Genomic DNA, 12,832 nt, shown 5'->3' on the forward strand with positions numbered 1-12,832 from the left:
CGGCCCTCCAGCGCCGGGCGTTTCTTTGTCCGGAGGTTGCCCATGCAGATCACCGGTGCATGCCAGTGCGGCGCTGTTCGTTACGAGGCGGAAATCAACCCTGAGCGGATCGGGATCTGCCATTGTACCGATTGCCAGCGCCTGACCGGATCGGCCTATCGCGTGACGGCCGCAGCCCTGCCCGACAGTCTCCGTCTTCTCTCCGGCGAACCTCGACGCTACCGAAAGCTCGGTGACAGCGGAAAGCCGAGCGATCAGTTCTTCTGTGGCGACTGTGGCTCGCCGCTTTGGCGTGAAAGCGCTGACGGGGCGATCGGCATCCGGCTTGGCACCATTGACCAGCGGCGCGAACTTAAACCTCACCACCAATCATGGCTGGGTTCCGCCCTGCCCTTCGTCTTCGACATCCGTGATCTCGAGCGGCACGCCGACAGCTGAAATCTTCAACGCCTCTGGTCGGCCGACTACAGAGCATGGAAATGGTGCACAGGGCCGTGGCCGCTGCCCACCTCAAGCCGGTCCGCCATGGCAATGGCCTGCTGAAGCCAGTCCTTGGCCGAGCCAACGGCTTTAGCAAGCGGACGGCCCTTTGCCAGCTCGGCGGCAATCGCGCTCGACAGGGAGCAGCCGGTGCCATGGGTGTTGCCACTCGCAATTCTTGTCGCCTCGAACCAGGTGACGTCGTCCCCACTTAGCAGGCAGTCCGGGCTGTCTCGACCTGCGAGATGCCCGCCTTTCATCAGAACGGCGGTGGGGCCGAGGATTGCCAGTCGCTGGGCTTGTGCAGCCATGGTCTCGCGGTCGCGAGCTTCCGCTTCGTTCAACAGGGCTGCCGCCTCCGGCAGGTTGGGCGTGAGCAGGGTCGCGAGCGGCAGCAAGCGCCGCTTCAGGACGGTGACGGCGGTGGGGTCGAGTAGTGCCGCACCGCCCTTGGCGATCATAACAGGGTCGAGCACGATCGGGACACCGCGATGGGGTTCGAGCGCGCGGGCGACAGCCTCCGCAATCCCGGCATTGGCGATCATGCCGATCTTCACCGCATCAACCTGTATGTCCGCGAAGACCATACGGATCTGCTCCTCAACGAAATCGGGATCGAGCGGGCGGACAGCCGAGACACCTTGCGTGTTCTGGGCAGTGAGCGCGGTCAAGGCAGCCATGGCGTAGCAGCCGCGCGCGGAGATTGCCTTAAGATCGGCCTGGATGCCCGCACCTCCGGAGGGATCGGAGCCGGCGATAGACAGGACATTGCGGATTTGGGTGGTCATCGGCGCGCTCCCTTCAAAAGGCGGAGCGGTGACGATCTTACGCAGCAAGGCTGCCGAAAGGACCGAACGACTCCCTCCGCCAGCATGATCTGGTTCAGGTTCAAAGGGTGCTTCTCAGCCCGGCTCTCGCCAGACGCCCCTGTCTTCTTTCTGTCTAGACCAGTCCGCCGCTCCTGTCACCGGTGGAGCGGCTGCCAATCAATTCATTTGCCGCCAGCCGCCAAATTGGCTACCTGCCTGTCATCCCCCAAGCATCAGGTGCACGCTCTTGACCCTTACCGCCTCGCTTCTTCCTGCCAGATCCTATCATGGCTTTCTGTTCGACATGGACGGCACGTTGCTCAACTCCATCGCCGCCGCCGAGCGGGTCTGGGGTCGCTGGGCCGCAAAACACGGGCTTGATGTCGAAGCCTTCCTGCCCACCATGCATGGCAAGCGCGGCATCGACACGATCCGGGGGCTGAACCTGCCGGGTGTGGATGTCGAAGCGGAGGCGCTGGAAATCGAGCGCGGCGAGATCGCGGATGTCGAAGGAATTGTGCCGATTGCAGGTGCGATCGATTTTCTGAACGCCCTGCCCGCCCATCGTTGGGCGATCGTGACTTCGGCGCCTTCGGCGCTTGCGCGTGCCCGCATCGCAGCCGCGGGCCTGCCGCAGCCGCTGAAGATCGTGACCGCGGAAGACGTCAAGATCGGCAAACCCGACCCGGCTGGCTACAGGCTGGGCGCTGAAAAGCTCGGCGTCGATCCCGCACATTGTCTGGTGTTCGAGGATGTGATGGCCGGTGTTCTGGCCGGCGAAGGCGCTGGCGCCGATGTCATGGTGATCACCGCGACCCATGCGCATCTGCTTGAGACGGATTATCCGAAGCTGCACGGCTATGAGGGCGTGACGGTGGATGTCGATGGTGAAGGGCTGATGCGGCTGCGTCACCGCTGAGGCGGTGACCAGATTGCCTCCCCATTGAGGCTTCGCGGCATGCGCCCTATGGAGCGCATGCCGAAGCATTTGACGTCACGCTGCCTTGGCGACGTGATACTCCTTGATGGCGACCATCTTGATCGCCGGATAACGCTCGGCCTCGTAACGCAGCGAGAACTGATCCTGCGCCATGAAGACCGGGTCGCCGTCGAGGTCCCGGCAGATATCGCCGCGACGCTGGGTCATGAATTTTTCCAGATCGTCCTTGCTTTCGGCCGAAATCCAGCGGCAGACGGAGAAGCGCGACATCTCGAAGGAGACCGGCAGGGTGTATTCCGCCGACAGACGTTCCTTCAACACGTCGAGCTGCAGCGCACCGACGACACCGACGATGGCCGGCGAGCCATCTTCCGGCGAGAAGAGCTGCACGACGCCTTCTTCGGCCATCTGCTGCAGCGCTTCCTTCAGCTTCTTTGCCTTCATCGCATCTTCCAGCCGCACGCGGCGGAGGATTTCCGGCGAGAAGTTCGGCACGCCCTGGAAGACGAGGTTTTCACCTTCGGTCAGCGTATCGCCGATGCGCAGTGTGCCGTGGTTCGGGATACCGACCACGTCGCCGGCAAAGGCGGTGTCGGCCAGCTGGCGTTGCGAGGCGAAGAAGAATTGCGGGGCCGTCAGCCCCATCAGCTTGCCGGTACGGGCGAGCTTGGCCTTCATGCCGCGCTCCAGCTTGCCGGAGCAGATGCGGGCAAAGGCGATGCGGTCGCGGTGGTTCGGGTCCATGTTGGCCTGGATCTTGAAAACGAAGGCCGTCATTTTTTCTTCCGAGGCATGCACGGTTCTGACGTCAGCAACCTGGTCGCGTGGCGGCGGCGCGAAGTCACCCAGCGCATTGATCAGATCGCGCACACCGAAATTGCGCAGCGCCGAACCGAAGAAGACCGGCGTCATGTGGCCTTCGAGGAAAGCTTTATGATCGAAGGGGCGGCAAGCCTCGACAGCGAGTTCCAGTTCGTCGACGAAAGCGGTCCGTTCGTTTTCCGGCAGGTGCTCGGCCACGCTCTGCGGTCCATTGACCTTGGTCGCCTCGGCCTGGGTGTCACTGCCTCGATAGCTGCTGTTGGCCAGATTGTAGGAGCCGCAAAAGCTCTTCGAACGGCCGACAGGCCAGGTGATCGGGGCTGTATCGAGCGCCAGCTTCTCTTCGACCTCGTCGAGGATCTCGAAGATGTCGCGGCTTTCGCGGTCCATCTTGTTGACGAAGGTGATGATCGGGATGTCCCGCATGCGGCAGACTTCGAAGAGTTTGAGTGTGCGCGGCTCGATACCCTTGGCGGCGTCGATGACCATGACGGCAGCATCGACCGCGGTCAGCGTACGGTAGGTGTCGTCCGCAAAGTCTTCGTGGCCGGGCGTATCGAGAATGTTGAAGACATTGCCTTCATATTCGAAGGTCATCACGGAGGTGACGACCGAAATGCCGCGCTCGCGCTCGATCTTCATCCAGTCCGAACGGGTCTGGATGCGATCCTTCTTCGCCTTCACTTCACCGGCGAGCTGAATGGCGCCGCCGAACAGCAGCAGCTTTTCGGTGAGCGTCGTCTTGCCGGCATCCGGGTGGGCGATAATAGCAAAGGTGCGGCGGCGGGAGACCGCCTCTGCGAGGGTTTCAGCCATGTCTCAGGAATTCCTTTTGGTCGGCGGTTATCTAGCGTTTCGACGGCCAATATGCAATTGAGCGCGCAAAACAAAGGAATGCGCCATGTCCCCGATCCCGACCGACGTCCTCGCACCCGTGCTTAATCTCAAGCGCCTGCCGCATGGTGAAGGGCTCGACCTGCCGGCTTATGAGACGCGCGGCGCGGCTGGCATGGATCTCAGGGCTGCCGTGGTGGCCGACGAGCCGATGGTGCTTGCACCGGGACAGCGTGCGCTGGTGCCGACCGGTTTCATCTTCGAGATTCCCGAGGGTTTCGAGGCGCAGATCCGGCCCCGTTCCGGCCTTGCCTTCAAGAACGGTGTGACGTGCCTCAACACGCCCGGGACCATCGACAGCGATTATCGCGGCGAGGTGAAGGTGCTGCTGATCAATCTCGGGGACGAAGATTTTGTCATCGAGCGCGGCATGCGGATCGCCCAGATGGTGATTGCGCCGGTGACGCAGGCGCGTGTGGCCGAGGTGACCGAGACATCAGACACGGCGCGGGGTGCCGGCGGGTTCGGCTCGACGGGGGTGTGAGGGCCCGGGCATGTCGGAGAGACTAACCCTACGGCAAGGTTATTTCGCCAATCCGGACGCCTTTCAGGCGCTCGCGGATCTGCTGCAAGACGTCTTCGGCATCGACATCACTCTGCAAAACCGCCTCGGCGGGCCAGACCCGTCGTCGATGCCGTTCGGGTACTTTGACGAAACCGGCCGCTGCATTGCCAATTTCTCGGCGTTTGCCATGCCGCTTGTTATCGAGGGTCGTGTCGTCAGGGCGGCGGGTTTTCAATCCGGTGCCGTTCGCCCTGACTATCGTGGCCGGGGACTTTATCGCGACCTGATGCAGCGCGCCTTTGCCTGGGCCGACGCAGAGGGTTTCGAGGTGGGCATCCTTTTGACCGACAAGCCCGATCTCTATCGCGCTTTTGGTTTTCAAGTTCTGCCGCAGTTCCGGTTTTGCGGGAAGGTGCCGCCGACGACTTCCACCGGCATTCATTCTCGGGATCTCGATCTGGCGAACTCCGATGATGTCGCGCTGGTCTCACATATTCTGGCCAACCGCCAACCGGTTTCCGCGGTGTTTTCCGTTCAGCGCCAGTCCGAAATGTTCCTGCTGAACTCATTCTTCGATCCGGAGATCCGGCTGAGCTACCTGCACACGTTTGATGCCGTCATTGCCTGGAAGCTTGAGGGCGAGAGCTTGCACATGCTGGATATTGCGGCGCCTCGCATCCCCTTGATGGCGGACATCTGCTCCGCCTTAGGCGTTGTGGTTGATCGGGTCGAGGTGTGTTTTCCGACAGACCGTCTCGGATGGGTTGGCGAAGCCCGCCCCTATGCCGGGTCCTGCGCCCTGATGATCAGAGGTCTTGAGCCATCTGCCATCAAGGTCCCCCTCATGCTGTCGCCGCTGGCGGATTTCTGAAGGGTGTCGGCAGCCTTTTGCGGCTCTTGAGCAAGACTTAAGCCGACCGACGAAGGCCGCCTGCCGACGTCGCCACGCGCGCTTCGCGTGGTCAGCGCTGCGCTTCCGTGACCATGCGGATGGCGAGGGCTGCAAGCACGGTGCCCATCAGCCAGCGCTGCACCACCATCCAGACCGGCCGTCCGGCGAGGAAGAGGGCTATGGTGCCGGCCGACAGGGCGATCAGACCATTGCCGGTGACGGCGATCGCGATCTGCGCAAAGCCCAAGATCAGCGACTGGGTGAAGACGCTGCCAATCGTGGGGTCCACGAACTGCGGCAGGAGCGACATGTAGAGGATGGCGACCTTCGGATTGAGCAGGCTGGTGACGAAGCCCATGACGAAGAGTTTCCGCGGGCTATCGACCGGCAGGTCCCGCACCTGGAAGGGCGAACGGCCGCCGGGGCGGAGCGCCTGCCAGGCGATCCAGCCGAGATAAAGTGCGCCGCAGAATTTCAGCATGTCATAGGCAAGCGGCACAGCGAGCAAAAGCACGGTGATGCCGCAGGCGGTCAAGAGCATGTAGACAAAGAAGCCAAGCGCCACCCCGCCCAGCGAGACAAGCCCGGCCATAGGCCCCTGGCAGATCGAGCGCGACACGAGATAGATCATGTTCGGCCCCGGCGTCAGCACCATGCCGAGACAGATAAGTGCAAAAGCGACGAAGGCGGGAAGGCTTGGCATGCGGAAGGCTCCGGGCTATGGCCGCGCCACTTAAGAGCGGAGGCTTTCACGCTGCAAGGCCGATCGTGTCACCGTTGCAAGTCGGCTCGGGCGGACTTATGCAAAGGGTGCGGAAGAGGACACCACCATGACACTGGCCACGATTATCGCCTATTGCGGCGCGCTGTTCATTGCAGCGGCTATTCCCGGACCCGGTATGACGGCCATCGTCGCGCGGGCGCTTGGGTCCGGATTTCGGCCGACGCTCTTCATGGGCTTTGGGCTGATCCTTGGCGATATCGTCTACCTGACCGCCGTGATCCTCGGGCTGGCACTCGTGGCAAAGACATTCACCACGGTGTTCCTCGTGATCAAGTTTATTGGGGCGGCCTATCTCGTTTATATCGCCTACAAACTGTGGACATCGGGCCTGCTGGCGCAGTCCGTGGCAGCAGAAACCGAGAACCGGGCTTGGCGCTCTTTCCTTTCGGGCCTGTTGGTCACACTCGGCAACCCGAAAACCATGCTGTTTTATATCGCGCTGGTGCCGAGCCTTTTGCCGCTCGGCGCCATCGGTCTCGTCGATTATCTTCTCTTGATCGGGCTGACATTTGCCGTGCTGATGTCGGTGCTCATTCCCTATATCCTGCTCGCGGCCCAGGCGCGGCACCTGATGAAGAGACCGTCGGCCTTGAAGCTGCTCAATCGCGGAGCGGCGGGGATCCTTGCCGGCACCGCCGCCTATATCGCGACGCGGCCCGTCTGATCCGCGAGGGCAATCGCGGTGGCGCGATGTCACAGACGAGTTTTGCGACCGGCTTTGCGATCAGGCGCGGAGGAATATTTCCCTTTTCAATCAAGGCGCAGACAAAGGGTTCTGGCGGGACGAGGGCAATGCGCCTATCTTCGGTGTCAGCAAAAAATCTGCAGGGAGACCAGACATGACGGATGCCAAGAAGCCCGGACGCGGTCGCGTCTATGGATCGATCACCGAGACGATCGGCGATACACCGATCGTCAGGCTGGACAAGCTGGCCAAAGAAAAGGGCGTGAAGGCGCATCTGCTGGCCAAGCTTGAATTCTTCAATCCGATTGCCTCGGTCAAGGATCGTATCGGGGTGGCGATGATTGAAAGCCTGGAAGCGCAGGGCAAGATAGCGCCCGGCAAAACGACCCTGATCGAACCGACCTCGGGCAATACCGGCATTGCGCTTGCGTTTGCCGCCGCGGCCAAAGGCTATCGCCTGATCCTGACCATGCCGGAGACCATGTCGGTCGAGCGCCGCAAGATGCTGGCGCTGCTCGGGGCGGAACTGGTTCTCACCGAAGGCGCCAAGGGCATGAAGGGCGCGATTGCCAAGGCGCAGGAGCTGGCAGAAACGACGCCGGATTCCATCATACCCCAGCAATTCGAGAACCCGGCCAATCCGGAGATCCACCGCAAGACGACAGCCGAGGAAATCTGGAACGACACGGAGGGCGGCATAGACATCTTCGTGTCCGGCATCGGCACCGGCGGCACGATTACCGGGACGGGCCAGGTGCTGAAGGCGAAGAAGCCTTCGGTCCAGGTGGTGGCGGTCGAGCCCGCCGACAGCCCGGTTCTCTCCGGCGGCAATCCCGGACCCCACAAGATCCAGGGCATCGGCGCGGGCTTTGCCCCGGCCATTCTCGACACCTCCATCTATGACGAGGTCGTCACCGTCACCAATGACGAGGCATTCGAGAATGCCCGGCTGGTTGCGCGGCTGGAAGGCGTGCCGGTCGGGATTTCCTCGGGTGCTGCGCTGACGGCCGCGATCAAGGTCGGCCAGCGCGCGGAGAATGCCGGCAAGACGATCGTCGTCATCATCCCGTCCTTCGCCGAACGTTATCTCTCGACTGCGCTGTTTGCCGGGCTCGGGGAATAAACAGTCCGTCCGCAATCGGCAGATGCGGCCCTCCCGGGCTGCATCTGTCTAGTTCAGCCCCAGCGCATGCTGGCCACCAATCCCGGTGACTGCGCTTCGATACTATGAGGGCGGCTGTCGCAAGGCGCAGATGATAGATGGTGGCGATCGTTCTGAGCCTAAAAGGAGGGCCGGAGCGACGAGGTCTGATGATTTTTCTTCTTCTCTCCCCGGTGAAAAACTGCTCCTTTCACGCGCGTCGCGCATGCGTCGACATCCTCTCCAGCGCCGCGGGAAAGACCGTTGAGCTTGTGAAAATCAGGAGGGACCACTAAGTGTCGTGATGGGTTGCAGCCGTCATTCGCGTCAGCTAGCATTTCTTTAACACCTTTCCGTAATTTCTGATTATTCGTAAGTTCTGCGAGACGAATGGGGCCATGCGCGCATATTTCGATACCTTGCCGGCCTTTGCCGCGGTTCAGAAAACGCTGTCCAGCAAGGACAAGATCGTCACCTATGGGTTGAGCCTCGTCGTCTTCCTGGTTGCGCTGGTTCTGCGGGCTTGGCTCGACCCGCTGATGCCGGCTGGCTTTCCGTTTCTCACCTTCTTTCCCGCCGTCGTCATCTGTGGCTTCGTCTTTGGTGTGCGTCAGGGCATCCTCGTCTCCATTCTGTCTGGCCTGGCCGCCTGGTTCTTCTTCATCACGCCCTATCGCTTCGATGTCTCAGCCGGCACGCTGGTTGCCATGGGCCTCTATGTCTTCGTTATCGTCACCGATCTCACCCTGATCCATCTGATGATGGCCGCCTACCGGGCCGAGATCGCTGCGCGGCAGGAAACCCAGCGGCTGGCGGACGGCCAGGAGGTCATGGCGCAGGAACTCGACCACCGGCTGAAGAACATCTTCGCCACCATCAATGCCATTATCAGCCTGTCGCTGAAGAACGCCTCCAGCGCGGAGGAACTGGCGGCGCGCCTGCGCGACCGCCTGACAGCACTCGGCCGGTCCAATCTTCTGCTGCGGGGCCTGCGCGAAGGCGAGGATGCCTCGCTGCAGGCCGTTATCTTCCAGGCGCTTGAGCCCTTTGCGGTCGTCGGCACCCCCCGCTTTTCCGCCTCCGGTCCCAGGGTTCCGATCGGCGGCCAGACGGTGGTGGTGCTCAGCCTGATCCTGCACGAGCTCGGCACCAACGCTGCCAAATATGGTGCGCTCAGTGTCGGTTCCGGCCAGATCGATCTCACCTGGCGGCTGGAGCAAGCCGAAGGCGAAGAGGGCCGGCTGGTCATCGAGTGGCGCGAGAGCGGCGGTCCGGTGCCGACGGCGCCCCAGGCGGGTGCCGGCGGCTTCGGCTCCACGCTGATGAAGCGCGTCATCTCCGGCGTGCGTGGCCAGGCCGAGATGAGCTATCCCGAAAGCGGCGCCATCATCCGCATGTCATTGCCAACCGATATGCTGCGCCCAGCCGAGATGGGACAGCCGGCCTGATCTTCGCCTCAACCACCGAGGCCGAAGCGCCCCGGCCTAACAAGATCGCCCCGTCTAGTCGCAGTCCGCACTCGCAGCCTTCCGTTCCCCCCAGCTTCGGGATCTCGGCGCGCCAAACTTACCCCTTCTCCAGCCGATCACGCCGCCGCCGCCAGACGTTCCGAGGCGATGCGGTAAGAGATCGCTTCGGCAAGATGGATGCGGCCCAAGGTTTCCACCCCATCCAGATCGGCGAGCGTGCGAGCCACCTTCAGCACGCGGTGATAACCGCGGGCCGAAAAGCGGAACTTGTCGGCCGCGTCGCGCAGAAGCTGCAGACCCGCAGGGTCGGGTTCGGCAAGCGTCTCGATCAACGCTGTCGAGCAGCGGGCATTGGTCGAAAACGGCAGCTCGAGGCGCGCGAAGCGTTCGCGCTGACGCTGACGGGCGGCCGCCACGCGCCGGGCAACGTCGGCGCTGCTTTCAGCCGTTCCGGGCCGGATGAGATCGGAGGCCGAGACCGCCGGCACGTCGATGCGGATGTCGATGCGATCCATCAGGGGGCCAGAGATGCGGCCCTGATATTCCGTCTGGCAGCGGATGCCGCGGGCGCAGACATGACCCGGCTCTCCGGCCATGCCGCAGCGACACGGGTTCATCGCCGCCACCAACTGGAAGTCGGAGGGATAGGAAACACGATGATTGGCGCGGGCGATGATGCATTCACCGGTTTCGAGCGGCTGGCGGAGCGCATCAAGAACCGGCGGGGCAAATTCCGGCAATTCGTCAAGGAAGAGAATGCCGTGATGCGCCAGCGACGCTTCGCCCGGGCGGGCTTTCAACCCGCCACCGACCAGGGCCGCCATGGTGGCGGAATGGTGCGGGGTGCGGAAGGGTCGCCGATCGGAGAGCTTGCCGCCCGAAAGCTGACCCGCGATCGAATGGATCATCGAGACTTCCAACAGTTCCGGCGCCGACAACGGCGGCAGGATCGAGGGGAGCCGCGCGGCCAGCATGGACTTGCCAGATCCGGGAGGGCCAACCATCAAGAGATTATGTCCGCCGGCAGCTGCCACTTCCAGCGCGCGCTTGGCGCCTTCCTGGCCCTTGATGTCGGCGAGATCGGGCAGGTTGGCCGGTAGCGCGCGCACCGAAGGCTCCGGTCGTGACAGGACCTGCGTGCCACGAAAGTGGTTAGCGAGGCCGATCAGGCTGCGGGGGGCCAGAATATCAAGCTCGGCGCCGGCCCAGGCGGCCTCAGCGCCACTTTCCGCCGGGCAGATAAGGCCCTTGTCGACGGCATTGGCGCTGATCGCCGCTGGAAGTGCGCCGGCGATCGGGGCGATCGTGCCATCAAGATTGAGTTCGCCGATGACAAGATAACCCGAGAGAGCATCACCGGGAATGGCGCCGAGTGCCGCCATCAAGCCGAGCGCGATCGGGAGATCGAAATGACTGCCTTCCTTCGGCAAATCTGCCGGCGCCAGATTGACGGTGATCTTCTTCGGCGGCAGGGAGAGGCCCGAGGCATGAAGCGCCGCCTGCACCCGCTCGCGGCTTTCGGCCACGGCCTTGTCGGGCAGGCCGACGATCTGCATCCCCGCCTTGCCGGGCGCCACCATGACCTGGACATCGACGGGCACACCCTCGATCCCCTGGAATGCAACCGTACTGACACGCGCTACCATTGCCCGCCCTCGCCGATCGACGTGAAGCGCCCAACGCAACTTCATATTGCGTGTGACGACGGGAACAATCTCGCATAAGGAGCAGTGAATGGCAAGAACATTTGCGGAACATCCGCATCTGCAGGTAAGTGTCGGGTTGCATCGGGTTGCAGAGGCAGAACGCCTCAAGAACTTTTGCAGCCGATTCAGGCAGTTGGTATCAGCCGCGCTTGCTTTCGATGGCATCCCAGAGAAGCGAGGCGATATCCGCGCCACCGAACTTCTTCACTTCGCGGATGCCGGTCGGCGAGGTCACATTGATCTCGGTCATGTAATCGCCGATGACATCAATGCCGACCAGAAGGAAGCCGCGTTCGCGCAGAGCAGGACCAATGCGGGCGCAGATTTCGCGCTCGCGGGCTGTCAGTTCCGTGGGTTCCGGCCTGCCGCCGGCATGCATGTTGGAGCGTGCATCATGTTCCGCCGGCACGCGGTTGATCGCCCCAACCGGCTCGCCATCGACGAGAATGATGCGCTTGTCGCCCTTGCGCACGGCCGGCAGATAACCTTGCGCGATGAAAGGCTCGCGGAACATCTGGTTGAACATCTCCATCAGCGAGGAGAAGTTGCGGTCGTCGCGCGTGGAATGGAAGACGCCGGCGCCTCCATTGCCGTAGAGCGGTTTCAGGATGATATCGCCCTGCTCTTTGCGGAAACGGGCAATCTCTGCCGGATCCTTGGTGATCAGGGTCGGTGGCATCAGGTCGGCAAATTCGGTGACAAAGATCTTTTCCGGCGAGTTGCGCACCCAGGCCGGATCGTTGACCACCAACGTCTCCGGGTGAATGCGCTCCAGAAGATGGGTCGAGGTGATGTAGCTCATGTCAAAGGGCGGGTCCTGGCGCAGCAGAACGACATCCATGGTCGACAGGTCGATACGCTCCGGGGCGCCGAGGGTGAAATGGTCGCCCTTGACGTCGCGCAGTTCCATCGGCTCGACGGTCGCATAGACCTTGCCGTCGCGCATCGACAGGCGGTCAGGCGTATAGTGGAAGAGCTTGTAGCCGCGCGCTTGCGCCTCCAGGCTCATGGCGAAGGTCGAGTCGCCAGCGATGTTGATCGTGGAGACGTGGTCCATCTGGACCGCGACATTGGTGATTTTCGCCATAAGCTCTGTCCTCGTTCGAAAGCAAGGCAGATTTAGGCTGCGCCAGTGGTGATGGCAACGGCGACAGCCTTGAATTTTCCTGATGCTGCTCTCTGTTCAGAGGGCAGAGAACTTTCCCTGGCGAAGGGCGTTGCGCAGGCGATAGAGCATGGCAATGGGCCCGGGGAAGGGTTTGCGCAGGAATGCCACTTTGCGCACATAGTTGTCGATGCGCCAGGTTGCCCAGGTGCCGCCACGGAAATAGGCGATGTCGCCGGCCCGTAGCAGGCGCTCTTCGCCGTCTGCGTCGGTCACATGCACTTCGCCTTCCTGGATGACGACCGTTTCATCCCAGCCGAAGTACCAGCGGAATTCGCCGGCCGTGCAATCCCAGACGGCAGTAGAGCTTGCTTCATCAGCGCTGGTGGAGTGCTCGCCGATGCGGGCGAGCGGCGTGCCGCGGATGATCCATTCCGGATTGATCGGGGCAGCCTTCAGCGCGAGGTGATCACCATGCGCGGCGACCATGGCAGCCGGGCTTTCGCTCCGGCGGCGTGGCGTTGCGAGCATCAGACCGGCCATGCCGGCCAGGAGCAGTTTCACAGGCATAAGGTTCCCCCACACAGCAAATCGGGGAGA

Annotated in this window: 13 protein-coding genes and 1 riboswitch; of the genes, 7 read left to right on the forward strand and 6 right to left on the reverse strand. The window is 62.5% G+C overall.

The features are described from left to right. Positions 1-42 precede the first annotated feature (42 nt). Positions 43-438 carry a GFA family protein gene (locus ASE36_RS07085; RefSeq protein WP_062276926.1) on the forward strand — a complete coding sequence of 132 codons (396 nt, stop codon included), beginning with the start codon at positions 43-45 and terminating at the stop codon, positions 436-438. Between the two features lie 26 nt (positions 439-464). Here the strand turns inward: ASE36_RS07085 and thiD are convergent, their stop codons facing one another. After that, a complete protein-coding gene (gene thiD, locus ASE36_RS07090; RefSeq protein WP_062278176.1) occupies positions 465-1,268 on the reverse strand; it encodes a bifunctional hydroxymethylpyrimidine kinase/phosphomethylpyrimidine kinase in 804 nt (267 codons plus the stop codon). A 54-nt stretch (positions 1,269-1,322) separates the two neighbouring features. After that, positions 1,323-1,419: riboswitch (TPP riboswitch) on the reverse strand. 174 nt (positions 1,420-1,593) lie between these two features. Here thiD and ASE36_RS07095 point away from each other — a divergent pair. After that, entirely contained in the window at positions 1,594-2,208 is a 615-nt protein-coding gene (locus ASE36_RS07095; RefSeq protein ID WP_082510956.1) for an HAD-IA family hydrolase, read from the forward strand. Between the two features lie 75 nt (positions 2,209-2,283). Here the strand turns inward: ASE36_RS07095 and ASE36_RS07100 are convergent, their stop codons facing one another. Beyond that, positions 2,284-3,867 (reverse strand): peptide chain release factor 3, encoded by a 1,584-nt coding sequence (locus ASE36_RS07100; protein ID WP_062276932.1) that lies wholly within the window; start codon positions 3,865-3,867, stop codon positions 2,284-2,286. An 85-nt stretch (positions 3,868-3,952) separates the two neighbouring features. Between ASE36_RS07100 and dut the strand changes: the two genes are divergently transcribed. Together dut and ASE36_RS07110 are read left to right on the forward strand one after the other, a co-directional pair. Next, positions 3,953-4,429: a dUTP diphosphatase gene (dut, locus tag ASE36_RS07105; protein WP_062276935.1), complete on the forward strand. Its 477-nt coding sequence runs from the start codon at positions 3,953-3,955 to the stop codon at positions 4,427-4,429. Positions 4,430-4,439: 10 nt separating this feature from the next. Then, on the forward strand, positions 4,440-5,321 hold the full coding sequence (locus ASE36_RS07110) for a GNAT family N-acetyltransferase (protein WP_062276938.1): 882 nt from the start codon (positions 4,440-4,442) through the stop codon (positions 5,319-5,321). Positions 5,322-5,412: 91 nt separating this feature from the next. Here ASE36_RS07110 and ASE36_RS07115 read toward each other — a convergent pair whose 3' ends face one another. Further along, on the reverse strand, positions 5,413-6,045 hold the full coding sequence (locus ASE36_RS07115; RefSeq protein WP_062276941.1) for a LysE family translocator: 633 nt from the start codon (positions 6,043-6,045) through the stop codon (positions 5,413-5,415). 127 nt (positions 6,046-6,172) lie between these two features. Between ASE36_RS07115 and ASE36_RS07120 the strand changes: the two genes are divergently transcribed. The 3 genes from ASE36_RS07120 (at position 6,173) to ASE36_RS07130 (ending at position 9,400) form a co-directional block, all read left to right on the forward strand. Beyond that, positions 6,173-6,790, forward strand: coding sequence for a LysE family translocator (locus ASE36_RS07120; RefSeq protein WP_062276944.1), 618 nt, complete (start codon positions 6,173-6,175; stop codon positions 6,788-6,790). A gap of 175 nt (positions 6,791-6,965) precedes the next feature. Beyond that, positions 6,966-7,934 (forward strand): cysteine synthase A, encoded by a 969-nt coding sequence (cysK, locus tag ASE36_RS07125; RefSeq protein WP_062276947.1) that lies wholly within the window; start codon positions 6,966-6,968, stop codon positions 7,932-7,934. Between the two features lie 416 nt (positions 7,935-8,350). Next, complete coding sequence (locus ASE36_RS07130; protein WP_062276949.1) at positions 8,351-9,400, forward strand: HWE histidine kinase domain-containing protein; 1,050 nt, start codon at positions 8,351-8,353, stop codon at positions 9,398-9,400. Between the two features lie 137 nt (positions 9,401-9,537). Here ASE36_RS07130 and ASE36_RS07135 read toward each other — a convergent pair whose 3' ends face one another. From ASE36_RS07135 to ASE36_RS07145, 3 genes are all read right to left on the reverse strand, one after another. After that, on the reverse strand, positions 9,538-11,067 hold the full coding sequence (locus ASE36_RS07135; RefSeq protein ID WP_062276952.1) for a YifB family Mg chelatase-like AAA ATPase: 1,530 nt from the start codon (positions 11,065-11,067) through the stop codon (positions 9,538-9,540). Positions 11,068-11,266: 199 nt separating this feature from the next. Then, positions 11,267-12,214, reverse strand: coding sequence for a glutathione synthase (gene gshB / locus ASE36_RS07140; RefSeq protein ID WP_062276955.1), 948 nt, complete (start codon positions 12,212-12,214; stop codon positions 11,267-11,269). Positions 12,215-12,310: 96 nt separating this feature from the next. Then, entirely contained in the window at positions 12,311-12,802 is a 492-nt protein-coding gene (locus ASE36_RS07145; protein WP_082510870.1) for a cupin domain-containing protein, read from the reverse strand. Positions 12,803-12,832: the final 30 nt, after the last annotated feature.

Source organism: Rhizobium sp. Root274 (assembly GCF_001429245.1).
GTDB lineage: Bacteria > Pseudomonadota > Alphaproteobacteria > Rhizobiales > Rhizobiaceae > Allorhizobium.